The organism is Acrocarpospora corrugata, from assembly GCF_009687845.1.
Lineage (GTDB): Bacteria > Actinomycetota > Actinomycetes > Streptosporangiales > Streptosporangiaceae > Acrocarpospora > Acrocarpospora corrugata.
In genome coordinates this window covers 44,392-69,714 of the sequence record NZ_BLAD01000055.1, presented here as the reverse complement: position 1 = coordinate 69,714, position 25,323 = coordinate 44,392, and the positions used below count along the sequence as shown (strand labels likewise).

General features: G+C 66.3%; 24 protein-coding genes and 1 pseudogene. 13 read left to right on the top strand and 12 right to left on the bottom strand.

The window, feature by feature from the left end:
• Window positions 1–35: 35 nt before the first annotated feature.
• The 3 genes from Acor_RS20580 to Acor_RS20570 are packed head-to-tail and all read right to left on the bottom strand — an operon-like array spanning window position 36 to window position 2,137.
• Entirely contained in the window at window positions 36–1,028 is a 993-nt protein-coding gene (locus Acor_RS20580; protein ID WP_246238852.1) for a quinone-dependent dihydroorotate dehydrogenase, read from the bottom strand.
• Window positions 949–1,443 (bottom strand): STAS domain-containing protein, encoded by a 495-nt coding sequence (locus tag Acor_RS44510; protein WP_155338326.1) that lies wholly within the window; start codon window positions 1,441–1,443, stop codon window positions 949–951. Before Acor_RS44510 ends, Acor_RS20580 begins: the two co-directional genes overlap by 80 nt.
• The gene (locus tag Acor_RS20570) at window positions 1,418–2,137 is read right to left on the bottom strand and encodes a GAF and ANTAR domain-containing protein (protein WP_170317013.1); all 720 of its coding nucleotides are present in this window, start codon (window positions 2,135–2,137) and stop codon (window positions 1,418–1,420) included. The genes Acor_RS44510 and Acor_RS20570 overlap by 26 nt, the downstream gene beginning before the upstream one ends.
• A 287-nt stretch (window positions 2,138–2,424) precedes the next feature.
• Here Acor_RS20570 and Acor_RS20565 point away from each other — a divergent pair, with 287 nt between their 5' ends.
• Window positions 2,425–3,132 (top strand): hypothetical protein, encoded by a 708-nt coding sequence (locus tag Acor_RS20565; RefSeq protein WP_155338324.1) that lies wholly within the window; start codon window positions 2,425–2,427, stop codon window positions 3,130–3,132.
• 49 nt (window positions 3,133–3,181) lie between these two features.
• Here the strand turns inward: Acor_RS20565 and Acor_RS20560 are convergent, their stop codons facing one another.
• Together Acor_RS20560 and Acor_RS42820 are read right to left on the bottom strand one after the other, a co-directional pair.
• Entirely contained in the window at window positions 3,182–3,790 is a 609-nt protein-coding gene (locus tag Acor_RS20560) for a pentapeptide repeat-containing protein (RefSeq protein ID WP_155338323.1), read from the bottom strand.
• 144 nt (window positions 3,791–3,934) lie between these two features.
• Window positions 3,935–5,446, bottom strand: coding sequence for a trypsin-like serine peptidase (locus Acor_RS42820; protein WP_174876172.1), 1,512 nt, complete (start codon window positions 5,444–5,446; stop codon window positions 3,935–3,937).
• A 421-nt stretch (window positions 5,447–5,867) separates the two neighbouring features.
• On the opposite strand from Acor_RS42820, the gene Acor_RS20550 reads away from it, so the two are divergent.
• Window positions 5,868–6,539: a helix-turn-helix domain-containing protein gene (locus Acor_RS20550; RefSeq protein WP_155338322.1), complete on the top strand. Its 672-nt coding sequence runs from the start codon at window positions 5,868–5,870 to the stop codon at window positions 6,537–6,539.
• Between the two features lie 86 nt (window positions 6,540–6,625).
• Here Acor_RS20550 and Acor_RS20545 read toward each other — a convergent pair whose 3' ends face one another.
• Window positions 6,626–7,378: a glycoside hydrolase family 12 protein gene (locus tag Acor_RS20545; protein WP_155338321.1), complete on the bottom strand. Its 753-nt coding sequence runs from the start codon at window positions 7,376–7,378 to the stop codon at window positions 6,626–6,628.
• A 243-nt stretch (window positions 7,379–7,621) separates the two neighbouring features.
• Between Acor_RS20545 and Acor_RS20540 the strand changes: the two genes are divergently transcribed.
• The 3 genes and pseudogenes from Acor_RS20540 to Acor_RS44500 all read left to right on the top strand — a co-directional run bounded on the left by Acor_RS20540 (window position 7,622) and on the right by Acor_RS44500 (window position 8,469).
• Window positions 7,622–7,834, top strand: coding sequence for a cell division protein CrgA (locus Acor_RS20540; protein ID WP_170317012.1), 213 nt, complete (start codon window positions 7,622–7,624; stop codon window positions 7,832–7,834).
• 105 nt (window positions 7,835–7,939) lie between these two features.
• A pseudogene (locus Acor_RS44505) lies at window positions 7,940–8,212 on the top strand (MMPL family transporter); the annotation flags it as partial.
• Between the two features lie 50 nt (window positions 8,213–8,262).
• On the top strand, window positions 8,263–8,469 hold the full coding sequence (locus Acor_RS44500; protein ID WP_246238850.1) for an MMPL family transporter: 207 nt from the start codon (window positions 8,263–8,265) through the stop codon (window positions 8,467–8,469).
• A 447-nt stretch (window positions 8,470–8,916) separates the two neighbouring features.
• Here the strand turns inward: Acor_RS44500 and Acor_RS20530 are convergent, their stop codons facing one another.
• The 3 genes from Acor_RS20530 to Acor_RS20520 all read right to left on the bottom strand — a co-directional run bounded on the left by Acor_RS20530 (window position 8,917) and on the right by Acor_RS20520 (window position 11,816).
• Window positions 8,917–9,909, bottom strand: coding sequence for a glycoside hydrolase family 11 protein (locus Acor_RS20530; protein WP_155338319.1), 993 nt, complete (start codon window positions 9,907–9,909; stop codon window positions 8,917–8,919).
• Window positions 9,910–10,333: 424 nt separating this feature from the next.
• A complete protein-coding gene (locus tag Acor_RS20525) occupies window positions 10,334–11,503 on the bottom strand; it encodes a hypothetical protein (RefSeq protein WP_155338318.1) in 1,170 nt (389 codons plus the stop codon).
• 4 nt (window positions 11,504–11,507) lie between these two features.
• A complete protein-coding gene (locus tag Acor_RS20520; protein ID WP_155338317.1) occupies window positions 11,508–11,816 on the bottom strand; it encodes a calcium-binding protein in 309 nt (102 codons plus the stop codon).
• A 228-nt stretch (window positions 11,817–12,044) separates the two neighbouring features.
• Here Acor_RS20520 and Acor_RS20515 point away from each other — a divergent pair, with 228 nt between their 5' ends.
• The 4 genes from Acor_RS20515 (at window position 12,045) to Acor_RS43345 (ending at window position 17,440) form a co-directional block, all read left to right on the top strand.
• Window positions 12,045–13,283: a sensor histidine kinase gene (locus Acor_RS20515; RefSeq protein ID WP_155338316.1), complete on the top strand. Its 1,239-nt coding sequence runs from the start codon at window positions 12,045–12,047 to the stop codon at window positions 13,281–13,283.
• A gap of 13 nt (window positions 13,284–13,296) precedes the next feature.
• The gene (locus tag Acor_RS20510) at window positions 13,297–13,923 is read left to right on the top strand and encodes a response regulator (protein WP_246238835.1); all 627 of its coding nucleotides are present in this window, start codon (window positions 13,297–13,299) and stop codon (window positions 13,921–13,923) included.
• A gap of 288 nt (window positions 13,924–14,211) precedes the next feature.
• A complete protein-coding gene (locus tag Acor_RS20505; RefSeq protein ID WP_218034389.1) occupies window positions 14,212–15,309 on the top strand; it encodes an ice-binding family protein in 1,098 nt (365 codons plus the stop codon).
• A gap of 1,615 nt (window positions 15,310–16,924) precedes the next feature.
• Window positions 16,925–17,440, top strand: a complete 516-nt coding sequence (locus tag Acor_RS43345; RefSeq protein WP_218034388.1) for a hypothetical protein — start codon at window positions 16,925–16,927, stop codon at window positions 17,438–17,440.
• 128 nt (window positions 17,441–17,568) lie between these two features.
• On the opposite strand, the gene Acor_RS20495 is transcribed toward Acor_RS43345, so the two are convergent.
• Window positions 17,569–18,690: a hypothetical protein gene (locus Acor_RS20495; RefSeq protein ID WP_155338313.1), complete on the bottom strand. Its 1,122-nt coding sequence runs from the start codon at window positions 18,688–18,690 to the stop codon at window positions 17,569–17,571.
• An 83-nt stretch (window positions 18,691–18,773) separates the two neighbouring features.
• Window positions 18,774–19,559: a MerR family transcriptional regulator gene (locus Acor_RS20490; RefSeq protein ID WP_155338312.1), complete on the bottom strand. Its 786-nt coding sequence runs from the start codon at window positions 19,557–19,559 to the stop codon at window positions 18,774–18,776.
• A gap of 191 nt (window positions 19,560–19,750) precedes the next feature.
• Here Acor_RS20490 and Acor_RS20485 point away from each other — a divergent pair, with 191 nt between their 5' ends.
• The 4 genes from Acor_RS20485 (at window position 19,751) to Acor_RS20470 (ending at window position 22,097) form a co-directional block, all read left to right on the top strand.
• On the top strand, window positions 19,751–20,008 hold the full coding sequence (locus Acor_RS20485) for a hypothetical protein (RefSeq protein ID WP_155338311.1): 258 nt from the start codon (window positions 19,751–19,753) through the stop codon (window positions 20,006–20,008).
• A gap of 171 nt (window positions 20,009–20,179) precedes the next feature.
• Window positions 20,180–20,308 carry a hypothetical protein gene (locus Acor_RS45505; RefSeq protein WP_281353243.1) on the top strand — a complete coding sequence of 43 codons (129 nt, stop codon included), beginning with the start codon at window positions 20,180–20,182 and terminating at the stop codon, window positions 20,306–20,308.
• 284 nt (window positions 20,309–20,592) lie between these two features.
• Window positions 20,593–21,099 carry a monooxygenase family protein gene (locus tag Acor_RS20475; RefSeq protein ID WP_155338310.1) on the top strand — a complete coding sequence of 169 codons (507 nt, stop codon included), beginning with the start codon at window positions 20,593–20,595 and terminating at the stop codon, window positions 21,097–21,099.
• Between the two features lie 113 nt (window positions 21,100–21,212).
• Entirely contained in the window at window positions 21,213–22,097 is an 885-nt protein-coding gene (locus Acor_RS20470; RefSeq protein ID WP_155338309.1) for a bile acid:sodium symporter family protein, read from the top strand.
• Between the two features lie 9 nt (window positions 22,098–22,106).
• Here Acor_RS20470 and Acor_RS20465 read toward each other — a convergent pair whose 3' ends face one another.
• Window positions 22,107–25,310 (bottom strand): BTAD domain-containing putative transcriptional regulator, encoded by a 3,204-nt coding sequence (locus Acor_RS20465; protein ID WP_218034387.1) that lies wholly within the window; start codon window positions 25,308–25,310, stop codon window positions 22,107–22,109.
• Between the last annotated feature and the right edge of the window lie 13 nt (window positions 25,311–25,323).

Here is a 25,323-nt window from a genome sequence, read left to right as displayed (position 1 = left end):
CGGCTCCGCGCACGCACGGAGTCGGCCGTCCTGGCCTAGTCGACTCGCCCAATGACCTGGGTGATCGAGGTGTAACCATGTCGGCGCAGGCGGCGGGAGAGCTGGCGATTCACCCGGGACGGCCACAGCGGTCCCGCGTAGATCAGCCCGGTGTAGCCCTGGACCAGGGTGGCGCCGGCGAGGAGACGTTCCCACACGTCGTCCACGCTCTCCACGCCGCCGACCGAGACCAGCGTGATGTTGGCCCCGACCTTGGCGTGCAGGCGGCGGAGGACCTCCAGCGAGCGGTCCTTCAACGGGCGGCCGGACAGTCCGCCCTGTTCGGTGGAGGAGACCTTTTCCCGGCTGATCGTGGTGTTCGTCGCGATGATTCCGGCGAGCCCGAGTTCCACCGCGAGCTGGGCGACCTCGTCCACGTCCTCGTCGGCCAGGTCGGGCGCGATCTTGACCAGCAGCGGCGTACGGCCCGCCACCTCCTTGACCTGGGCGAGCAGCGGGCGGAGCAGCTCGACGGCCTGCAAGTTGCGCAGGCCGGGCGTGTTCGGCGAGCTGACGTTGACGACCAGGTAGTCGGCGAGCGGGGCCAGCTTGCGCGCGCTCGCCACGTAGTCCGCAGCGGCTTCGTCTTCGGGGATGACCTTGGTCTTGCCGATGTTGACGCCTACGACGACCGGGAGGCTCCTGGGCTTCTTGAGCCGTTTCGCGGCCTTGGCCGCACCCTCGTTGTTGAAGCCCATCCGGTTGATAATCGCTCGCTCCGGCACCAGGCGGAACAGGCGCGGGCGGGCGTTGCCGGGCTGCGCGTGTGCGGTGATCGTGCCGACCTCGACATGGCTGAACCCCAGCGCGGCCAGCGGTTCCACGCACTCGGCGTTCTTGTCGAACCCGGCGGCCAGGCCGAACGGGCCAGGGAAGTGCACGCCGAACGCCCGCACCCGGAGCCCCTCGTCACGCGGGGCCAGCCAGCCGTGGAGGACGCGCTTCACGATCGGCAGAACCGCCAGAATCCGAAGCAACCGGATCGTCAGATGGTGAACCGTCTCGGCGTCGAAACGGCTCAGGACTCGCGTGAGTAGAATGCGGTACATCACCGATCAGGGTATCGCCCCGCTCGACGATGGTGAGAAACCGATCAAACTCCAGCAGCGCCAGCACCCGTCCCACCAGCGGCGACGGGTTCAGGATCGTCACCCGGCCACGCATCCGCGCCGCCACCCAGACCAGGGTCCGAGCCCCCGCGCAGTCGATGAATTCCACCTTGGCCAGGTCCAGGTAGATATGTCCGGGCACCTTCGCGGCTGGGCGGGGTTTCCCCCACGTGCCCAGATCGGGCGTGGTGACCTCCCGGACGGCGGCGCGCAGCGTGCCGAGCCCGATCAGGTCCAGGTCGCCGATCAGGGACATCCTGACCACCCGCTCAGACCGCGTGATCAGGATCTCCACTGCCCTGCTCCCCGAGGAGTTCCGCAGCCAGATCGGCGACCCGGCGTCTGCTGTCCCTGGCCTGTTTGCGCAGGCCGGTGAACGCCTGGGTGGCGGTCAGATCGTGTTTGCCCATCAGGTAGCCGACGGCGCGTTCGATCACGACGCGGTAGTCGAGCGCGTACTGCAACTGGTCGGCCAGCTGGGACTTCTCCTCGGCCTCGATGGCCGCGGCCAGCACCTGCTCGATCACGTGCGCGTACGCGTGCAGCGCCTCGGTGTCGGATTCCTCCCAGTCGTGGGTGGTGTCCAGGTAGACGTTGAGGGTGCCGACGGGGGTGCCGCCGAGCCGTACCGGGACGCCCGCGACCGCCCAGACGTCCGGGTGGGGCAGGTCGGCCAGCTTCGGCCAGCGGGGGTCCTTCCGGACGTCGACGGTGGTGACCGCCCGGTTCAGGGTGTACGCGGCGACGCACGGCCCCTGGCCGCTCGTCGCCTGCGCGTGTTCCAGGCTGCGCCCCCGCTCGTCGGTCGAGAACAGGTAGCGCAGAGTACGGTCCTGCTCGGCGAACATCAGACCGGCCCCGGAATAGCCGAAGATCCGATCCACGACCTGGACGATTCGCTCCAGGTGGTACACGATCCCGGTCGCCGGAGCGGCCTTCTGCAACCGTCGCAGGCTCGCGACCAGTGCTTCCGGATCGATATGGGTCATTCCATTTCCTCTCGTAACCTCTGCGCCGGCGCGGTCATGGAGAGGCGGCATCGTGGTCACGTCAACTGCCCGAATCCGGGCAGGTCAGTCCTGCTCTCGGCAGGAAAGCCGGAGTCACCACATCCGGCGAGCACGAAATCAACGCCAGCCACAAGCCGACCTCCATGACGAAGCGGCCCGCGGACACACGGCGGAAACACTGGAAGCGTAGTGGGCAGTCTTGATCACGCATAGTCCTCTTCGGGATTGGCTATGAACCCGGGGAACCGGAGATTCGTTCAGAGGGCATGCGGCAGCGAATCCTGATCGTCCTAACGCTCCTCGCCGGGCTCCTCGTGTTCACGCCCGGTACGGCGTCCGCCTGCTCCTGCGGCCCGGTCGAACCCGCCGAGGCGGTGAGCGAGTCGGCCGCCGTGTTCAGCGGTGTGGTCGCCGACCGCCTGCTGACCGGTGAGTCGTCCGAACTCGGCACCGGGGTGATCTACACCTTCCGGGTGGACACGGCGTACAAGGGCGATGTCATGGAGAGCACCCAGGTCCAGTCGGCCGTCCACGAGGCGTCCTGCGGCGTCAAACTGGCCGTGGGCACCCGCTACCTGATCTTCGCCTACGACACCCAGGCCATCGGCCGGATGACGCGCTCCCCCGACTCCGTCCCCCTCGGCACGAGCCTGTGCTCCGGCAACCGCGAGGTCGGCGACTCGGCCACACTGTCGGAGACCAACGTCCGCCCCGACCTCTTCGGCACCCCGGCCACCAGAGAACTCATTCAAGCTCTCGGCACACCAAAAGCCGAATGGCCGACCAAACCCGCCAACACGGACGGACTCACGACCGATCCCGCGATCGCCGCCACACCGGCGAGCGCCACCGGACCCAGCGATCCGAGTCTCTCCCTGTGGTGGCTGCTTCTGTTGATCCCAGTCGGCACCGGCACCCTGTACGCCTGGTTCCGGCGGCCCAGCCGGAGCCGAACGCCTGGTTCTCCGGCCTAGCCAGGGCCTCCGGCCGCCCAGCCGGGTCCGGACGCCTGTTTCCGGCGGCCTAGCCGGGGCTGACGTCCAGGCCCAGGGCGGTGGCGATCGTGATGGCCTGGGTGAAGTCGATCTTCGCGCCCTTGACCGTCGTCTCGCGGGGATCGAGTGCCGACAGGTCGCTGCCGCGTAGGTCGCACTCGGTGAAATCGGTCTGACGTAACGAGGCGCCGGACAGGTCGACGCGGCGGAAGGTGGCTCGGCGGCAGTTGGTGTAGGCCAGGTCGGCTTCGCGGAGCCGTACCCCATCGAAGGAGGTGCCGCTCAGGTCGGCGTGGCCCAGGCCGGCGAAGGACCAGTCGCCGCCGTCGACCTTGAGGAGGGCGAACGTGCAGTCGTTGAAGGTGCTGCCGACGAGTTTGCAGCCGGTGAACGTGGCGTCGAAGAACGAGCAGCGCACGAAAGTGCAGTTGAGGAACGCCGACTCGGTGTGGGTGGAGACGTTGAAGCGCACGCCGCGGAAGGTGCATTCAGAGAAGACCGTGCGACTGCTGGTCGCCTCGGTCATATCTACGTCGACGAACTCGACGCGGTGATGCTCCTGCCCTGACAGGTCATCACCGTCCCAGCTCACCGAACGGATCGTCGTGTCCGCCTCCAGCGGGAGGCTCCTCCTCATACGTTCAACCACCCCGCCACCCTACGCACCCCCACCGACAGTTCTCCGGACAGCCCAGCGGGGCCCGGCCTCTGGCAAGAACCGGGCCCCGCTGCGAGCACAGACAAGAACCGGGGGCACCTCCGGATCCCGCCAAAGTTTCTACTAGACGATCTTGCCCGACCAAAGGTTCTTGGCCGCGCTGTAGACCCCGTAGGTCTCACCATCGAAGTACGGCGAGATGCTGGTGTCGTAACGGTTGTTCCCGTCGGTGTCGGACACGCCGATGGTCACACCGTTCAGGTAGCCGAGGCGACGGGCGCTCTTGTACCCGGCCAGCCAGGCCGAACCGATCGAACCCTCGCCCGTGAAGGACGACTTGACGCCGATCAGTTCCTCCGCCTTGATGGCGGCGGCCGAGGCGGCGAAGGTCTTGCCGTACTGGTACTTCTGGGTCTTGCCGGAGAAGGCGTAGTTGCCATCCGGGTGCGACCCGCTCGGGTAACCGAACACGAAGACCGGCTTGCCGACCTTCTGGTTGTACGCCAGACCCTGACCGCCGACGTTGTCACCGAGGCGACCGACGTCCTTCAGACCGATCGTGAGGAGCTTGCCCTCGATCTTGTAGTCCAGGTCGTACTCCGCCCACCAGGTGCGGTAGTAGTACTTCCACTGGTTGTTCTCGTACTTCTTGTAGCTCAGGCTGCCGTGGTCGATGCCCAGGTAGTAGTACGGGTTGCTACCCACCGGCTTGTTGCTGGTGAACCGGTACTCGCTGATCGGCTCGTCGCGGTAACCCGTGTGCGGCCTGGTGCTGTCGTTCCAGTCGTCCAGGTCGGCGGTCGGGTTCCACTTCCGGAACTCTTCCCACTTGATCCGGTCGACCTTCCTCGACTCCTCGCCGGTCACGGCGAGCATGGTGGTGTCGAGGACTTCCTTGATCTCCAGATCGGAGTAGCCGGTCTCCTTGTCAGCCCGGAGCCGGTCCAGCTCCGTCTGCGCTTCCCGCTTGGTGCGGTAGGTCTTGCTGTCGTACCAGGGGTCGAAGCCGCCCCCCGTCACGGTCACGCCGTTGTAGACGGTGACGAACGCGTAGTCGCGGTCGCCGTCCTCGTAGACGTCGTAGTCGTAGTGGGTGAAGCCCTGCTTACCGACGTAGATGCCCCACGGAGTCTTGCCCTCGTAGTACCCGGGGATGAAGACCCACTTGTCGAGCGTCGCCTTGTTGCTCTCGGTGTCGTACACGCAGTGGCCGGCGGTCGCGACCAGGTTGCGGTAAGCCGACTGGACAGAGGTGCCCGTGCACCAGTGCGGCTTGTGGTCGGCGCCGATGAAGAACACCTTGCCCGTGGTCTTGGGCAGGTTGACGTTCTTCGACTTGCTGGTGCTCTTCTTCTCGTCGCCGATCGCCGGGACCGTGCCCGGCTTGCTGTCCGCGGCCGGCCCACCGGTCGAGACGTGCTTGGCGACGACCTTGGTCTCCACGTTGTACGGCGTGGCGCCGGTCAGGTTGGCCTTGGCCTCGCCGTACCAGAACGCGGCGACCTGCCGCGCGGCGAGGTTGGTGTTGGCCAGGATGACCGACGGGACTTCGTCGCCGGCCTGGGCCGGGGAGGAGACGAGAGCGGAGGCCAGCAGGCCCGCGCTGATGCCGCCCACAATGAGAGTGCGTTTCATGATGCCGTAACCCCAGGTCTGTCGTGGGACGTCACTTGCGCCCCATGCGTCAGTAAAGGAACAGCCAGACGCTACAAGACCGGGAACATGTTTCGGAAGTTATTCGGATAATGGTGTGAGGCATTCGTGAATAGTGATAAATATCGGCGTTCTCGCAGCTAGACGCCTCGCGCAGGCCGCCTGTTCAATACCCGACGAAGGCGAGTGTGACGTAAATCACACCACTGACTAACGCGCCATAATTAGACCGGATAATGCGTCGGAATTCGACCGGAAAATACGTTGGCCCGCGCCGGGCAGGACCACTACTCCGGTTTTCTCGACAGGCAATGGCTCTGGTCGCGCGACGCACATCAGTGCGTCCATTGATACCGCACGAAATTAGTTTGTCGTGCAGTGGATGCGACTGGAGAGCTTTCCCGTGACCAAACTCGACCTGACCGATGAGGAGCGCGAGCAACTGATCAGCTGGTCCCAGGACGACTCCGTACCCGCCCTTGCGATGCGCGCCGAGATCGTGCTGCGCAGCGCCGAACCCGGAGCCGTCAACGAACGCATCGCCGCCGACCTCGGCATCACCGGGATAACGGTCGGCAAATGGCGCGCCCGCTTCGCCAAAGCCGGCCTGACCGGCCTCATCGACACCGGCCGCCCCGGCCGCCCCAAAGTCCACATCGGCCTCACCGACCAGGAACGCGCCCAACTCGCCGAATGGTCCCGCGCCGACGGCACCGCGGCCGGCATCGGCCTGCGCGCCCGAATCCTGCTGGCCTGCGCCGAAGGCAAAAGCAACGAGGACGTCGCCGCCGACCTCGGCATCCACGCCGACACGGTCTCCAAATGGCGCAACCGCTTCGTCCGCCGCCGCCTCGAAGGCCTCGCCAACCGCCAGCGCCGCGGCCGCCCGACCACCATCACCCCCGAACAGGTCGAACAGGTCATCATCGCCACCACCCAGGAGTCCCCCAAGAACGCCTCCCGCTGGTCCCGCGCCACCATGGCCCAGCACAGCGGCCTGTCAAAATCGACCATCGGCCGAATCTGGCGAACCTTCGAACTCAACCCCCACCTACAACCGGCAGACGATCTCTAGGCCGATCTCTTTCGCGGGCTGCCCGGTGGCTGCGCGGTATCGACTGATGACCTGCGCAGCCACGCTCAGCGATCACGCTCGCCCAGTCAGCTGGTCGACAGGGAGTAGCTGTTGGTGCGGAAGTCCATGCCGCCGCTGGATGAGGTGATCTCGTAGCCGAACTGGACGTCGCCCAGGGTCACGTCGCCGAACCAGTTGCTGGTTCTGAGCCAGGTCAGGATGGCTTTGATGTTCACGGTGCCCGAGTTCGCGTTGCCGCGGCTCACGAACGAGAACACCTGGTTGGAGCCGTTGGAGCCGCGGTAGATGTCCCAGGAGTGGCCGCCGACCGTCGCCGTGGTCTGGCGTGAACCGAGCGGTCCGACCGGGCCGGTCTTGTTCATCCAGAGCATGATCTCGTAGGTGTGGCCGTCGCACCAGATGTCGTAGGCCGTCGCGTACGCGCCGCCGCCGGGGACGGTGACGTTGAAGCTGCTGGTCGCGGTGGTCAGGGCGCTGATCCGGCGGTTCACGTTCCGGCTGACGTTGGGGTAGGACTTCACGCCGCCGGTGTTGGGGTGGTTCGCCCAGACGCCCCAGTTGCTCGCGGAGTTCGCCCAGATCGTCTGCGGGCCCGCGCCGCCGCCCCAGATGTTGTTGTAGAGGGTGAAGCCGCTGTTGGTCCAGGTGCCCCACTGGGCCGACGAGGACCAGACGGCCGCCTGGGCCGGCTGGGCGAGCAGCCCGACGAGCACTACGAGCATGGAGGCCGGAACGAAGAGACGTAGCGTTCTGTGCATGATCTTCCTCTCCCGTTGCTGTCCTTGCTGACGGCGGGCGCCGTCTTGTCGAATCCGCATCGTCGAAGCGCTTCGACGATATTTCGACGTTTCCGCGGTTCGGATTCGGCTGGAGTGGCGTCAACGTAGGTCCGGTCACACCCAGAAGCAACAGATTCGGCCGCGCTTTTCCCAACAGGCCATGTCACGGACAGAACGTTTCGGTGGATAAATGAAACATCCATCAGCGTGGTCGGATGCACACGCCGGCGCACACGCTCCTGTGTCATGTTCGGGCCAGGAAGACGTCGCACAGGGAGTCCGATGAATAGTTCCAGACGCTGGCTGGTCATAGCGACGATGTCTTCATGGGTCATCGGCCTGCTGTGGATGGTGGTCTTGTATGTCGCGCCGGAAACACCGGTGATCAGCGCCCTGGGCAACCTGAATCTCCTGATAGCACGCCTGCTGCTCACTCTCGGAGCGGTGTTTGTGGTGGCTCTGTTGATAACGACCCTGGTGGCCCGCCGTCGCTAGTGCAACCATTCAGCCCACGCACCCGAAGACAGGGTCAGGACATCGAGTTCCTGATCACTGAGCTAGGCGGAGGGCGGGAGTCTGCTGCTGCCTCTCGTCATCATCATGGGCGCGGTCTTCGCGCTGGGCCTGGCCTACGCCGTCGTGTACGTCCTGGCCGACCGTGGCGTCGTCCGGGTCGACGGCCAGGTGCAGGGGATCCTGTTCATCCTGGTCATCGGCGCGGCCACCGACTACGCGTTGCTGCTGACCGCCCGTTTCCGGGAGGAACTGGCCGCGACGGGCGACCGCTTCGCCGCGGGCCGCGTCGCGTTGCGGCGTTCGTTCGCGCCGATCGTCGCCAGTGCGGCCACGGTGGCGCTGGCGCTGCTGCTCAGCAGCCTGACCAACAATCGTGCGCTCGGGCCGGTGGGCGCCATCGGCATCGTGTGTGTGCGGCGCTCAGCGCGCTCACCTTTCTGCCTGCTGTTCTTGTTCTGCTGGATCGTGCGGCTTTGTGGCCGGCGAAGCCGTACCGGGCTGAGGCCAGTGGGATTTGGCGGCGGGTGGCCGCCTTGGTCGATCAGCATCCGCTTCGGCTCTGGATCGGGACTGTGCTGCCGCCGTCGGGCTCGCTCTTTTCGCGCCGCAGTTGAACGCGAGAGGCGTACCGCTGGATGAGACTTTTGTGAACGATGCGCCGTCGGTGGCGGCGCAGGCGACGTTGAGCAGGCACTTTCCCGGGGGTTCTGGGCAGCCTGCGGTCATCGTCGCGCCGGCCGGGCGGGCCGCGGCTGTGGCGGAGGCGGCGCGGGGGGTCGAGGGCGTGGCGGAGACGCGGATCGTCGATGGGCTGGTGGAGGCGACGTTGCGTGACGCGCCGGACAGTGACGCCGCGCAGGACACGGTCAAGCGCCTGCGTGCCGCGCTTTCCGCTGAGAAAGGCGTCATGGTCGGGTGCGGTCTCTGCTGGTTCCCGCGCTGGTACGGGATCTGGGCGTACGGGCTTGGTGGCCCAGCGATCTGGGCCATACCGGGTGAAGCATCCCCCGAGTGGGGCGCGGCAGCCCATAAGCCACCGCGCCCACACATCTATTTCAGGGTCAGCTCGCGCTGCAGGAGACCGTCGGCCAGGTCGAGTTGCCGTTGCGCTGGATCGTCACACCCCAGTTGTTGCCGCTGCCGTTGGGCCTGGCGGTCAGCACCTGGGCGCTGGGGTAGCTGGCGGTGATGTTCCAGGTGGCGATGATCTTCGCCGGGGACGGCACGTTCATCGTCACCGTCCAGTTGCTCGAACCGGAGACCGAGACGTTGAGGTTGTAGCGGTCGCTCCAGCTCTGGCCGGCCGACAGTGACGCGGTGCAGTTACCACCACCGCCGCCACCCGGGGGCGGCGAGTTCGGCGGAGTGGTGCCGCCCACCGTGATGTTGGAGTTCCCGCTGCTCTGGTAGCCCTCGGTCGCCAGGATCATGTAGTCGTGGCTGCCCAGACTCATTCCCCTGCTGGCCCACGCGTCGAAGTGGTTGCCGGAGGTGATGGTTCCGCCGGTCTTCTTCGACTGCCGGACACTCCAGTACTGCTGGAAGGTCCGCGTGCCTTCGATGGAGGGCTGGTTGGTGCGCGTCGTCTGGTAGATGTCGTACGTGCCGCCGTCGCTGGTGACCGTACCCTTGAATGTTCCGGTGGGCCGGTAGGTGCCCCAGTTGTCGACGATGTAGTACTCGATCAGCGGGTTTCTGGTCCACCCGTAGAGGGTCAGGTAGGCGTTACCGGACGGGTTGAAGCTGCCCGAGTAGCTCACGGACCTGCGTCCGCCGGTGCTCCAGCCCTTGCCGGCGACGAAGTTCCCCGTGTTGCTCCATGAGGTGCTGTAGTTGCCGCCGGAGCCCAGCTCCATCGAGACCGAGCCTTGGCGGTCGGTCCAGAAGGAGTAGAAGTAGCCGTTGTTGGTGCCCGTCTGGTTGGTGGTGACGGCCGCGTGGGCGATGCCGGGCAGCATCGCGACCAGGGCCAGGGCAACGGCCCAGGTGCCGCCGATGAGCAGCCTGGCGCGGCCGCTTCTGCGGCGTTTGGGACGGGCGGGGGCGTCGTTCATGTGCGTGCTTCCTCCTCGTGAGGGCCGGCCGGGGGCAGGGCCGGGCAGCGTGAGACAACCCAGCGGGGAGCGTTGGTGGCACAGGGTGACGGCCGCCGCGCTTGGCGCCGTACGACGCGGCGGTGATGGTCGCGGGATCGGCGACCGGAGGGCCGAGTCGCGGTGAGCGACCCGGATCGACAGTGGGTGGAGGTCTGTCGATGGCGAAATTATGAGTTTGACTCGACCAGACTGTCAACAACTTTCAGAAATATATCGGAAACTTGATCTTGATAAAGGGGTGCTGGAATTGATGTTTTGCCAGTTCAGCGAGCATGATTAGTTGATCAAGTTCAGAGTCGGCCTATGAAAGCCTCTTTTGGGCATCCAAAGCAGGGTTGATACAGCCGAAAGTTTCGGGACACTTTCGGTCATGTTGCGCCCATCAGTCCGGGATGAGCCCGGCGTTGTCGAACCTCTTGATCAGGCTGGGCTTGCCCAGGTGCCGTTCCCGCAGGTGGGTGAAGCGTTCGGTGTACGTCCCGATGTGATCAGCGCGGTAGGCGACAGCTTGCAGGTCACGCAGCAGAGTGACGGCCTCGTCGTAGTCGCGGGGTTTCTTGGTGTGGATGAGGGACTCCACCCGCGCCCAGGCCGATTCAACGTCCTGAGCCAATTGGTCGAGGTGGCGCTCACGGGCTGCCACGCGTTCGCGTTCACGGCGCGCCTGCTGCTCCGCGCGAACGGCGGCTTCCCGCTCCTCGCGGGCGTGGCGGCGACTGGCGGCGGCGTCCAGCAGTTCGGCGACCGTACGGCCCGGCTGCGGCACCGCCGCGGTCTCGCTCTCGCCGCGGAACGCCGCGAGCAGTTCGAGCCGCACCCGGGTGACCTCGTCTTCGACGACCCGCAGCAGCAGTGCGTCCTTCCGATCCACGGGCAGGTCGCGAATCCAGGCGCGCAGAACGGCCCGGTCAGGATTCACGGTTTGTGCCACCGGGCTGGCCGCAGCCGCGACGGCGAGCAGATCCTCGTCCAGACGCAGGAAATCGGCCAACGCACGCTGCGCTGCGGTCAGGGAGCCGAGCCCCGGCGGAACGGGTGGTTCCAGCTCGTCTTCCTCGGCGTAGTCGAAGGCGTCCTCGTCTCGCTCCCACGTTCCGTAGGCGGACAGCCAGGCCAGATACAACGGACGCAGGTCGCCGGCGGCCAGCTCCGCGCGGACCCCGACGATCGCCGACAGTGAACGTTCGACGTCCTCCTCCCAGTACTCCTCTTCCTCCTGGCTGGTCAGATCCAGGATCAGGTGCTCACCGGAGGTCCACGCGGTGACCTGGTCGCCGACGCAGTAGGGCTCGACAGCGGCCAGGTCCAGCAGCGCGGCGGGGAGGCGGAGCATCACCTGGTGGGTGCCCCAGTTGGTGAGGTAGAGGTGGGCGTCGTAGTAGCGCTCCATCATCACCTGCGGGCGGCCACGAAAATTGCCCCACTGGTAGTCGTTGGTGAAGCTGGTGGCGGTGATCCTGGCGCGGGTGGACAGGGCGCGAACCTCGGCCTGCTGCTCCTTGGTCAGCGGACGGTCGACGGCCAGGAACTCGTAGTACTGATATTCGCTCACGTGCTCACCCGGCCCAGCGCCGGTACGCGTCGATCCACTCGGCCCCGGCCGGACGAGGCTCGGGCAGGGGAAGGTCGAGGATGTCGACGGCTTGGCGATGTGCACCGCGGTGACAGATCACGGCGATACCGGTCCCCGACCGGAGCTCAATCTTCTTGACGGTGACCGGGACGCCCAGCATGTTCGTCTCGAATGGCAGGGCGAGATTCTCCTCGATCATGACGTGAAAGCCGGAGAGCTGTTCGTGCTCGTCGTAGGCATCAACGATCGCCTGTGCGATCAGCTCATCGAGGTGAGCGTCAGAGGGAGTCACGGCAGCCCAAGATATCGGCTTTTCCACTGTCGGTGCGGATGATCCACTAGCGGGCCGGAGCCGTTTGGTCCGACCGTCATCAACCATTTGGTGGATTTCGGAAACCTCGCCCGCCGGTGATTCTCGAAACATGACAGTCATCGAGATCGATGCCCGGTACCGCGTACCCGCGGTCCAGGCGATGTTCCCGGTTACTCTGGGCGTCATGGTTGCCATCAGGGTGTTTCGGTGGTAGCCGGCAACCGTTCCGACGTCACGCGATGGGACCGCGTTTATCCCGCCCTGCCGTACCTGTTCATCCTGCTGCCGACGGTGTTCGCCCTGCTGCGGGACTGGCGGCTGGAGGTGCTGGCCCTGGCGTTGTTCGCCGGTGCCTGGCACCGGTTCATGGTCACGTCGCGCCCCGGCCGGCTCGTACGGCCGACAGTGGTGATCATCTATTTTGTGGTGATGCTCACCGTCATCGGGGTGCTGATCAGAATCGACCCGCTGTTCACGGTGACAGGCATCGGAACGTTCATCCAGTCCTTCATGCTGCTGCCTGGGCGGTGGGCGTACGGCGGGGTGGCCGCGACCGCCGTCGTACTGGTCGGCGCGCGCCCCGAGTCTGGGCGGACCCCGAGCGAGATGGTCTTCTCCTTCCTGCTGGCGGTGCTGGTCGCCTCGGCGATCGGCCTGGTCACGCAGACCATCAGCGATCAGAACGAGAACCGCAAAGTGATGATCGCGCAGTTGCGGAAGACCGGCGTCAGGCTGACCGCGCTCGCGGAGGAGAATGCGAATCTGCAGGCCCAGCTGCTGACCCGCGCCCGTGAGGCGGGTGTGCTCGGCGAGCGGCAGCGGATGGCCAGAGAGATCCATGACACGATCGCGCAGGGTCTGATCGCCATCATCACCCAGGTCGAGGCCGCCGAGGACGCGATCGACGACGTACCCGCTGCTCGTTCGCGCTTCGACAAGGTGCGCATGTTGGCCAGGGAGAGCTTGACCGAAGCCCGGCGCTCGGTTGAGGCGTTGCGTCCGGCGCCGCTGGAGGAGGCCCAGCTCGCGGCCGCTCTTGAGGACATCGCCGCGAAATGGTCGCAGGCCACTGGCGTACCGGTCGCCGTGCTGGCCACCGGCGATGCTCGGCCGCTGCATGTGGAGGTGGAGACCACCTTGCTGCGGGTGGCGCAGGAGGCGCTGGTCAACGTGGGCAAGCATGCCTCGGCCAGCCGGGTCGCCGTCACCTTGTCGTACATGGAGGATGTCGTGGCCCTGGACGTACGTGACGACGGTTCCGGCTTCATCCGGGAGGCGGCGGGATCCTCGAACGGGGGCGGTTTCGGCCTCATCGGGATGCGTCAGCGGGTCATCCGCCTGGCCGGGAGCTTCGAGATCGAGACAGCCCCCGGCCAGGGTACGGGGATCTCTGCCACAGTCCCGGCTATTCCCGCCGAGTCCGACAGCTCCAGAAATTCGTTGTGACATGCCGATTCGTATGATCATCGTGGATGACCATCCGGTCGTCCGCGACGGGCTGCGCGGGATCTTCACGAACGACGACGCGTTCGAGGTCGTCGGTGAGGCGGCCGACGGGCCGGAAGCACTGGCCGTCGCCCTGCGGACCAACCCCGATGTCGTGCTCATGGATTTGCGCATGCCGAAGATGAGCGGCGCGGAGGTCATCCGGCGGTTACGGGAGCAGACGCCTGGCATCCACATATTGGTCCTGACTACCTACGACGACGACGTCGATGTCCTGCCCGCGATCGAGCAGGGGGCCACCGGCTATCTGCTCAAGGACACCCCACGCGCCGATCTGCGCCGGGCCGTGCAGGCTGCGGCCCGCGGCGAGACGGTGCTGTCGCCGTCGGTGGCCGGCGTGCTGATGGACAGGATGCGCGCGCCGGAGCGGCAGACGCTGAGCCGCCGGGAGCTTGAGGTGCTCGGGCTCATCGCCCGTGGCGCGACCAATCGGGCGGTCGCGGCGAAACTGTTTATTACCGAGGCGACGGTTAAGACGCATATGTTGCATATCTTCGCCAAGCTCAAGGTGAATGACCGGGCGGCGGCGGTCGCGGTCGCATATGAGACTGGACTGCTCAAACTAGCCACCGATAGCTGATAGGGACCCCGGCGCCGACGGCGAGAGACCGCGTACCCCGTATATCGGTATTGCCTGGCATGGTACGGAAAGATCTGCATTCTCGGGAATGGTCTAGGCCGGATTGCTTATCTGCATCTATGTGCCGGGCGAGTCTGCACCGCTGACATCTGGACGTATGTCGTACAACGAGAACGACTCCGTCCGTGCGTAGAGTCAGCAGGAATGCGAATAATCGGTAATCCGCCTGGACGGGGAATACCAAAGGAAAAGGATAAGATTATGGTAGACGCCAGTCATCCTCGCGTTGTGCCGCGAAATATCGCTCGTTCCTGGCTTGCGGGGGTTCTCACCACCGTGGTCGCGACGGGGGTTCTCGTCGCGACACCACATGCCGCGAGTGCGGCGACGCTGGTGCCGCTCGGCACGGCCGCGAACTTCGCGGTTCTGGCCGGGAGCACCGTAACCAACACCAATCCCACCATTGTCACCGGGGATCTCGGCGTGAGCCCGGGGTCGGCGGTGACGGGCTTTCCGCCCGGACTTGTCATCGGAGCCATCCACGCGGCCGACGTCACCGCCGCGGACGCCCAGGACGACCTGACCATCGCCTACGACGACGCCGCGGGACAGCTTCCCGACGCCACCATTCCGACAGAACTCGGCGGGACCGTCGTGACGCCGGGGGTTTACAACTCCGCTGCGGGCACCTTCGGGATCACCGGAAACCTGACCCTCGACGCGGGGGGAGACCCGGACGCGGTCTTCATCTTCCAGGCCGCTTCCACCCTCACCACCGCGTCCGGCAGCACCGTGACCCTCACCGGGGGCGCTCAGGCGTGCAACGTCTTCTGGCAGGTCGGCAGTTCGGCCACGCTGGGAACCAACTCCAGCTTGGCCGGGAACATCCTCGCGCTGGCCTCGATCACCCTGACCACCGGCGTCAACGTGAACGGCCGCGTCCTGGCCCGCAACGGTGCCGTCACCATGGACACGAACACGGTCACCCGGTCCCTGTGCCAGGTTGAGCCTGCCAGGACGACGACGACCACGCTGAACTCGACGTGCGCCATCAGCCAGGGAACCCCGATCACCTTCGTCGCGACGGTGAGGTCTGTGGGCACGGCTGCTCCCACTGGGCCGGTCGAATTCTTCGCGGACGCGGTAAGTCTGGGTACGGCTCCGCTCGACGCCAACGGCCAAGCCACTTTGACTGTTGGGACTCTCGCCGCAGGCGTGCATCAGATCGTCGCCGCCTTCCCGGGCACGGTTGACCTGGATCCCAGCAGCTCAGTGGTGTTCATCCAGAACGTCGACGCCAACGGCTTCTGCCAAATTGTGGAATGCCAGTGCGAGACGTGCGCCGTGCCCGTACCGGGACTTTCTTCCTTGAAACGGAGTGTGTGACCTTCATTCGTACTGGTTTCTGTACGGGTGAAGGCTGCGCCTCCCGCGTTGGCGCGTCTTTATACAAAGCGCGAGGCCGGAGGTATCGCCGCCCAGGCTTTTCCATCGCCATGTTACGAACTTGACGTTCACTGGCTGATTCGGCGAATTTCGGCGCGTCTTCTGGGTATTTTCCGGCGATCGCTACTCGAGTATGACGAGGGTCTCTTCCTCGGGATCTCGAAAGACATAGAGCAAAATGAACCATATCGACAAAAGAGGCTTCCTTAGCATGTATCCTGGTAGGCATTTCCAAGCTTTTGGCGTTGCGGCCACCATAGCCGGGGCTTTTCTCGCAGTATCGTGCCAGACGCTGGCAGACGCCACCGCGAGGAAACCGGAGGCTATTTACCTGGCTTCACATGTCAATGGTGGCGAGGCAATTCTGGCCCGTCATCTCAATGTCATCTCCCGAAAGTCGCCCATCCATGCGACGGGCCACTGCAGGGAGAGGTGCTCCAGGTGCAGATCTTCCAGGTGTAAAAGCAGGTGCTGTAAATGCGGACGCGGTCCGCGCGGTTGGTGCGGACCCCGCGGGCTGCGCGGTCCGAGTGGGCCGGAAGGCCCCGTGGGCGAGAGGGGCTATGACGGACTACGAGGCCCAGTAGGACCAGAGGGACCGACGGGCGCGAGAGGCGCGACAGGACCGAGGGGCGCGAGGGGCCGGGCAGGCGCCGACGGCTCAACCGGACCGGCAGGTCCCACGGGTGCGACCGGCGCGATCGGACCGACGGGCGCCAATGGTTCGACCGGTCCGGCAGGATCGGCAGGTCCCACGGGTACGAGAGGCCCGGCCGGCGCGCAGGGTCCCACAGGTCCGGCAGGCACCGATGGCACAACCGGCCCCGCAGGACCGGCAGGTCCCACGGGTACGACGGGTCCGGCCGGCGCCGACGGCTCGACCGGTCCTACCGGACCGGCAGGTGCAACCGGCTCGGCAGGACCGACGGGTGCGACCGGCCCCATGGGGGCCACGGGCCCGGCAGGCGCCACCGGCGCGACCGGCCCAGCAGGCCCCACCGGCGCGGCCAGCCCAACCGGCGCCACGGGCCCGGCAGGCGCCGACGGCTCAACCGGCCCCGCAGGACCAGCAGGTGCAACCGGCACAACCGGCCCAGCAGGCGCGACAGGTGCCACTGGCCCCACGGGCGCGACAGGCCCGGCAGGCGCCGACGGCTCAACGGGACCGGCAGGACCAACAGGCCCCACCGGCCCGGCAGGACCGACGGGTGCGACCGGCCCCATGGGGGCCACGGGCCCGGCAGGCGCCGACGGCTCGACCGGTCCCGCAGGACCAGCAGGTGCAACCGGCGCGACAGGCCCAGCAGGCGCGACAGGTGCCGCTGGCCCTACGGGCGCGACAGGCCCGGCAGGCGCCGACGGCTCGACCGGACCGGCAGGACCGACGGGCGCGACTGGACCGGCAGGCCCGGCCCTGTGTTCCGCCGAGAAGTGGGGCGTCATCGGACGCAACACCTCGGGTACCCCGAACGCCGTCAACCGTGTTGGCCCGGACGGCCGCAGCAGTACGAGTAACCCTGCGGCCGATGTGCCACCGCCGTACGGCATCGGCAGCTTGGGAATCATCGTCGGTGACGGCACAGACAAGATCGCTTTTGGCAACGAGACGAACTTCGCAGAGCTGCCGATCAACGACCTCACCACCCTGAAGTACTGGGTGTACGCAGGCACCAACTCCATGTCGGGGGTCTCCCTGCCAGGCATCAACATTGAGGCAGATCCCAATGTGGGCTCGGTGGACGACACGACTCTGGTCTACCTGCCCGACAGCTCTATCAGCCCGTCGGCCCCTGCGGTCCGGCTCCCTAACACCTGGCAGCAGTACGACGCCAGCGCGGCCGGCAGCAAGTGGTACGCCACTGGCGCGACAGGCAGCCTGATCAACTGCACCCTGATTACTCCATGCTCGTTCGCCGACCTCAAGACCGCACTGCCGGACGCGGTGATCACTTACAGCCTGGGGTTCAGCAAGAGCAGTGGCAACGCCTTCATCGGCGCGGTCGACGGACTTCAGGTGAACAACACAGTCTATGACTTCGAGCCTTATGGAGTCCGCAAAACGACTCCCTGACGCCATAGAACGAGGCCAGACAGGAAAGCCCGGGATGACTACAGCGCGCCACCGCGCGCGGTAAGACCCCGATGCCGAGCTCGATCTTTCGGCAGTCGGGTTCGGTCGCTACACGACCGAACCCGACCTTAACCTTTAACTGGACCGAGCTGGGACGCCTCAGCGCTGCCGCCCAGGCCATTCGACGTGATGTCCGCGACAGGCCATCGAAGTAGCGAGTGCTTGAGTTCGATCCAGGCCCGCAGTTCATCGGCCAGGGCAGCGGACGCGATATAGGGCAAGCAAGGTTGAATGACGTGAATCTGGTTTCGTAGTCGGCGGGATAGCCGGATCTCAGCTGGGTCGAGGGGCCGTTCGGCGCACAGGCGCGTGGCATTCGCCATGGTCGTCGTGGCTGTCAGCCAACGCTCCACCGCCTCATCCATCGTCGGCAGCTCGACAGCCACGCGCAGGTCACGGGCCTTGATGAGTGAGACGACCAGGGCGGCGGCCGCCTCGTCCGCGGTGTCGATCCCCCGTTGTGCCGCGTGGCGGTCGAGAGCGAAGCCGAGTAGCCGCCACCGTGCGTTCTCTGCGGGTGTTCCTCCGGTGCGGCGAGCGACCACGTTCCGAAGATAGGCCCACCAATCGGTTCGTACGGGCTCCTCGTGGGGTTCGCGTTTGTCCAGCCAGGTAACCAGGGCCGGTTCTGGCAAGGTCAACAGGTGGTTGGCGTTGCTCTTGAACGCCTGCTCACGTCCTTGGAACGGCAGCCAGGCATTCCGGCCTCCTGGCCCCAGCATCTTGAGTACGGTCCCGGGCGGTTCATCCCACTCCTCCGGGTCCGACACCACAAGAAGACCCATCCTCGAGGTGGGCTCCCCATACTCGGCAAGACCGTCATTGATCGATGGACGCTCTTCCAACGCGAACCCTCGCGCCTGCACGGCATCGCGCAGTTCACCAAAGTCCAGGCGGGGCCGGAATTGGCCGTAGCGGTCGACGAGGCTGGTCTCGATCTGATTCTCATCGGCAAGCCATGACAGCCGCTGGGTCTGGGCTCCGAAGTAGTTGACCCGCCACGCGTCCTCAGGTCGATCCCGCCACCAGCCAAACTCGACCAGACCGAAGTTGGAGATCATCCCTGAATACACCTCAACCGTGCTGTCCCGCCCGAGCACCTTCTCGACATCCACCAGCTCGCTGGTGTGATCAAGGCCCAGCACCGTGCCCGTGATCATCAGATCGACGAAGAAATCCAGGTCAGCCACCTGGGAATTGTCTGGTAGGGATTAGTGCGAATGCATCCGAATATCGGCGAGGCAAGCGAAGTCGCCGACATCTTGGGCCTCTTCTACTCGGTCTCGCTGACCGAGCTCAGCCGAGCGTGCGCATATGCGGCCATGGCATCGCGCATGTACACGGCCAGGCCCTCGGCGATCCGCTCGTAGTTCGCCCTGAACCGCTCATCGTCGACCTGCATTTGGCCCAAGTACGCGTACTCCGCCGCCGTCGGCGTCCAGAATCGGCACATGTGCCGGTAGTGTGCGTCGAGCTCGGTGAAGACCGCCGGGTCGTCGGTGGGTGTGCCGGCGGCCATGAGGTCGGCCATCCGGATCATTCCCGCCGTTGCCTCCTGCTGCATGTGGTCGATCTTCTGCGGAGTCAGGGTGTCCAGGAGCTCCTGCTGCCCGGACTGCTCCCAATGCTCCGGCCACCGTTCACGGGCCTCCGCGCGGTACCGCACTCCGTCGAACCCCTCGAACAGATTCTCCGGCCTGCTGATTTTGGACATGCCGCCCTTCCCTTTGCTCTCCTGGAGTTCGGTGATGGTGCGAGCCACCATGCGGGCCACCGCGTCCAGCCGGTCGCGCTCCCCCAGCAGCCGCCGATGGTGTTCGCGCAATGCCGCCACCGGGTCGGTTTGCCGGTCGACGATCTCCTTGATTTCGGCGAGACCGAGGTCGAGCTCCCGTAGCACCAGGATCTGCTGTAACCGCAGCAGCTGATCCTCCTCGTAGTGGCGATAGCCGTTACCGCCGACCCAGGCAGGCGTCAGCAGCCCGATCTCGTCATAGTGGCGCAGGGTCCTTGATGTCACCCCGGACATCCGCGCCACCTGCGCGATCGACCATCCCATCGCCTGCCCCCCTGCCATCACCGAGCCGGTTCTTCCGGTTCGTCCCCGACGGTAGATGTTGACGTAACGGCAAGGTCAAGCGGGGAACGTACGAACAGTGATCAGTTGCAGTCCGGACTCCCAACCAGCCATGGTCAACAAAGGGTTTGTCTGGTTTATTGATCTAGTAAGGCACATTGTCCCCGGACGGGGTGGAGGGCGACTTCATGGCGGAACGATCAGAACCGAATTCCGGCCAGCTCCGGCTGTTGGTGAACTACGTGCTGTTTGGCGTGTTCCTAGTTTGGTTACTCGTGAGCTATGTCCTCGTGGGCGACGCGATGACCAACACCTCGTGGTACATGCCTGTGACCTTTGCTCTGGCCGTTGTCCTGGCCGGAGGTCAGCTACTTGCTTTACGGCGGGCCCGGAAGGCACCCAAGGACGCCGAGCATCTGCCTGGTGAGTAGGGAAACATCGCCAGGGTTCGTCTGATCTCTTGACGCACGTCTCACCTGCCGGCACCCCGGCTACTGTCTCACCGCTTGCAACCGTGATCATCCGGAGCCAGCGAGGCTCCCATGATGCAGTGTGCGGCTGATCGCGGTGGATCTGTGGTCCGGCGCGCTCGGAGCCCCACGTTGTCCGGCGCCTCGGACGCGGAGCCGTCGCGGGATCATCCGGCGGCGGACATCGCCCTCTTGCGCCGAGTGTCCAGGACGGCGATCACCGCGAACGCGACGACCGCCGCCGCGACGGCGACGACGTAACACCACAGGGCCCTCGACCGACGCAGCCCGGGAGGCGGACCTGCTCGTCGGCGGCGTGACCGGGCTCGGGCTCGACCTGCTGCACCGGCGCCGCACCCGAGCGGACGTGCGGCGCACCTTGGACTACCACCTGAACCGCATCCTGACGGAGCAGCCCTGACCAGTCCACCGGCGCAGGGAAGTCGCCGTTCACTACCGTCGGCCTTTCGTTCAGTACTGGTCAAGTTCGCATTTGTACGTTGAGGCTCCTGAGCATGCATAACCCGAGCCATTGGGAGCGTTGAATGCCAACTCGCGTGAACCGGCAGACCGTCGATCTGTCCGCCTATCCAGACCTCATGGTCCTGTACCTAGGCATGCGTGTGAATCGTCTGTACGGGATCCGGACCTTCTTCAGCTTCGGCCGGAAAATTAGTGAATCGGTCGCGGGCAAGCCGGACGGGCTGCTGCTGCACGAGCCCGTGTACTACTCGTTCTTCCCGATGAACATGGGGATGCGCCAGTACTGGCGGGACCTGCCGTCGCTGCTCGCCTTCGCCCGGTCCGAGCCGCATCGGGAGTGGTGGTTGGACTTCCTGCGAGACTCGGGCGGCACCGGTTTCTGGCACGAGACGTACTCGATCAAGGGTGGCATGGAAGCCGTCTACGACGACGTGCCCAAGTCGCTCGGGTTTGGACGGTTCGCCGGGATCCGGCGCGCTCGTGGACCCATGTTCGGTTCCGCGGCCCGCCTGGGACGCTCCGACCACGGCAGCCCGGCCCTGACCGAGACGGACCTCTACGAGTCCTAGCCGATGACCGCAAAGGTGTCCGCCGGTGCAAACGCCCGCTGAACGGTCAGGCGAACAGCCACTCGGCGCGATGTCAGCCCTGGAACAACGACTAATGCCCGAGAATGTCCGTCATGGATTCCCCGTTGATCCTTGCCAGTCTGCCTTACGCCCTCGGCATCGTCATGCTCGGTCTGGGCCTCAGTCTGACCCTGGACGACTTCCGGCGGATGGGCCAGTACCCGAAGGCGGTCGTGGTCGCCCTGCTGTGCCAGATCGTGCTGCTGCCGGCGATCTGCTTCGGCCTGGTGCTCGCCTTCCAGCTCCCGCCGGAGCTGGCGGTCGGGCTGATGGTGGTCGCGGCGTCGCCCGGCGGCCCTACGGCCAACCTGTTCAGCCACCTGTTCGGCGGAAACGTCGCGCTGAATGTCACGCTCACCGCGATCAATTCGGTGCTGGCCGTGGCCACCCTGCCGATCGTGGTGAACCTCTCCACCGGATACTTCCTCCCCAGTGGAGCCTCCCTCGGGCTGCAGTTCGACAAGATCCAGCAGATCTTCGTAATGGTGCTCGTGCCGGTCGCGATCGGAATGCTCCTGCGCGCGTGGGCGCCGCAGGTGGCACGGCGGCTCAACCTCCCCGTCCGGGTGCTGTCAGTCGTGGTCCTGCTCACGGTCATCTCCGCCGTGCTGTACGGAGAGCGGGAGAACCTCGTCGGCTATTTCATCTCGGTCGGACTGGCCGCGCTGGCTTTCAACATCGTGAGCATGCTGGCCGGGTACGGCGTACCGCGCCTGACCGGTGTCGACCACCGCGCGGCCACCGCGGCCGGGTTCGAGATCGGCATCCACAACACCGCGCTCGCCATCACCATCGCGCTTACCCCGAGCCTGCTGAACAGCGCCGAGATCGCCATCCCGGGCGCGGTGTACGGCATTGTCATGTTCTTCACGGCGACCGCGTTCGGCTGGTTGATCACCCGTCGAACGCAAGTCATGATCGGCCACACCGAAGGCTGAGCCGTACGATCAAAGATCGGCGAGGAACCTCTCGGCGCGGCGGGCGAAAAGGTGCGACTCACATTCGCTGGACCGGTCGCGGGCCTTTTCGGCAGCGGCTCGTACGACTTCGTCGGGTTCGCCGCAGGCGTGCAGCAGGCGCGCCCGCAGCAGCAGGACCAGTCCTTCGGCGTACCGCTGGCCGTAGGCCTCCAGGGCGTGCTCCGCTTTGTCGAGAGCGACGCCCGCCCGGTCCGGCAGCCCGGCGGCCAACCACATATCGGCGACCAGTCCGTGGTGGTACGCGACGCCCCACCTCGGCGGGTCGACCAGCGTCTCGGCCAGGAGTTGTTCGGCCTCCGCCGCCGTACCGGCCGGGTCATCGCCGACGAGGGCACGGGCCCAGTACCAGTTCAGCCGCACGTAGTGCTCCTGCTGGACGGCGGTGTGGCCGGTGCCCACGGTCATCCACCGATCGATCGTGCGTATCACCCAGCCCGCGTCACCGGCCATCGAAGCGATGATCGTGGTGTAGTAGGCCCAGGTCGCGACCGCAAGCGAGTCGTCGGGGCCGTTCCACTTGTCGATCATGGCCCCGGCCTTCTCGACGTCATCGTGTAGTGCCGTCAGGACGGCCAGCCAGCCGGGCCACTCGCCCGAGACGTCACGCCGGATCGGGGTCTCGCTGTGCGAGGAGACAACCCCTTCGAGAAGAGCGGGGTTGTTCCCATTGAAGAACCGGTATGCCGCGCCGATGTGGCCGGTGTCCCACTGGTGCAGGCCCCAGGCTTGCCGGCCGTACACACGGACGACCGGATCGGAGGACGCCTCCCCTTGCTCATACAGGCGGCGGACCAGACGTAGGCGGTCCCACTCCAGGAAGGTGTAGGCCCCGAACAGGCGAGCGAAGAGGAGGCCGGCGGCCTCGACCTCCCGGCCGAGTTGGCGGGCGAGCTGTTCCGCACGCTCCAGCAGATCGAACGTTGTGCCGCCGAAGCCGGCTTGCCGGCGCGGGGCGATGGCGAGCAGCGAGAGGGCGGAGAGCTCGAGTTCCGGGAGCCCGGCGGTCCGCGCGATCTGGGCGGCCGTTTCCAGGTGCCGATCGGCGGCGGCGAACGCGAGCTTGGTCGTCGCGCGCCGACCGGCGCGCTTCAGCGCCTCCACGGTACGAACCGGGTCGGCGAGAGGGCCGGCGGCAAACAGGTGGAAGGCGAGGCGTTCGGTGATGGACTCGTCGTCCGCCTGGCTTTCTTCGAGCGCGTCCGCGACACGCAGGTGCAGCCGGATGGCCGGTAGCTGCGCCGTCGTCTCCGTGATCGATTCGCGAACCAGGTCGTGCGCGAAACGCCACGAGAACGGGTCTTCCGGCCCTGTTTCGAGCAGGCCGAGCGCGCGCAGCGGTTCGAGGCATTCGAGGCATTCTGCGACGTCGACGCCGGCGGCGCGGGCGAGCAGGCCGAGGTCGACGTCGCGGCCGATCAACGCGGCCACCCGGAGCAGTTGGCGAGCGCTGTCGTCGAGGCCCGTCATACGATCGCGGACGACGTCTCGCACGGTGGACGGCACCCCGGCCCGGGCCGACGCGTCGCCGTCGCCGAGCGCGCCGCGGTCGCTGAGGAGCCGCGACAGTTCGCGGACGAAGAACGGATTGCCGGCGGTGCGAACGTGGATGTTGCGGGCGATGTCCGCGCCGGGTTCGTGGCCGGTCTCTCGGCGGATGAGTTCGGCCACGTCGGTCAGGCTGAGCGGGCCAAGCTGGATCCTGCGGTGGCTGGGCAGCCGGCTGGCGGCGGCCAGCACCCGCGAAAGGTCGGAGCCGGGTGTGGGTGCGCGGTCGCGAAGAGCGCCGATGATCGCGGTGCCAGTGGGCAGCCGGCCCGCCAGGTGGCCGAACAGCTGAAGCGAGGTGGCATCAATCCATTGAAGATCGTCCATAACGAGCAGCAACGGCCGTTCTGCCGAGGCCTGGCCGATAAAGGCGACGACCTGCTCGAACAGGCGGAACTGGGCGCGGCCGCCGGAAAGTGGCGGCGCGGCGTCATCGTCTCGAGATTCGAGGAGGCGACCGAGTTCGCTCGCCAGCCATTTCTCGCGCGCCAACCCGGGCAGGCTGTCGAGGACGATGGTGAGCGCCTGCTCCCATGGCCACATCGATGGTGTTCCGTCGCCTTCCAGACAGGAAGCCCAGACGACAAGCGCGCCACGCCGGTCCGCGGCGGCGGCGGCTTCTTCCAGCAGGCGCGTCTTGCCCGCGCCCGGTTCGCCTTCGACGACGCCGAGCCCGGAGCGGCCGGTGAGCGCCGCCTCGATGACCTGCCACAGCACGCCGACCTCCTCGCCCCGGCCGACCAGTCCGGCTGCCCGCCTCGCCGACGTGCGGCCACCCTCACGTTCCGTGTTCGTCACCACCGGCGGCCTCGGGGTCTGCGTCAGCACTCGCAAGTGCGCGGCCTGCAGCGCCGGGCCGGGGTCGATGCCGAGCTCCTCGGCAAGGCGGTCACGGACCGCGTGGAACGCCGACAGCGCCTCCGCCTGCCGTCCAGCGGCACCGAGGGTGGTGACAAGGCTGGCATGTACGGGTTCGTGGAACAGGGCCATCGACGCGGCCAGTTGCAACGGCGGGATCACCCACTCCGGTCGATGTAGCGACACGGCCAGTTCGGCCGCTGCCACGCAGGCGACGTAGAACTCATCGTCGAGGGCGGCCAAGATCGGCACCGCGGGCGATTTATACGAAAGTCCGTCCCCTGCGGGGCCCTGCCAGAGGCCGAGCGCCTTGACGTAGTGGTCGAGTGCCACTTCGCGAGCCTGCCGGGCGAGGGCGGCCTGGGCGGCTTCGAGGAGTTCCCGGAACGTGACGAGATCCAGCGTGCCGAGGCCGGCGCTGAACACGTACGCGTTACCGCGGCGGTGCAGGTAGGTACCGGCTGCGCGGGCGGGGACCGCGGGTTCGAGCGCCCGCCGCAATGCCCCGATGTACTTCTGGATGATGTTGAGCGCGCTGGCGGGGGCGTCATCGGCCCAGATCAGGTCGATCAGTTCTCTCGTGCTGACCGGGTGGCCCGCTCGCGCCAGGAGCAGCGCCAACAGCTGCGCTTGCTGCCGGGGGCCGGCGTCCAGCTCGACGCCATCGCGCCACAGCCGCAACGGACCGAGGATCTGCAGGCGCAGCGAACCGGCGCCGGCCGGCGGACCTTCGCCGTCGGGCCGAACGGGATGGACTGGCCCAGTCACGTCTGTGGACTCC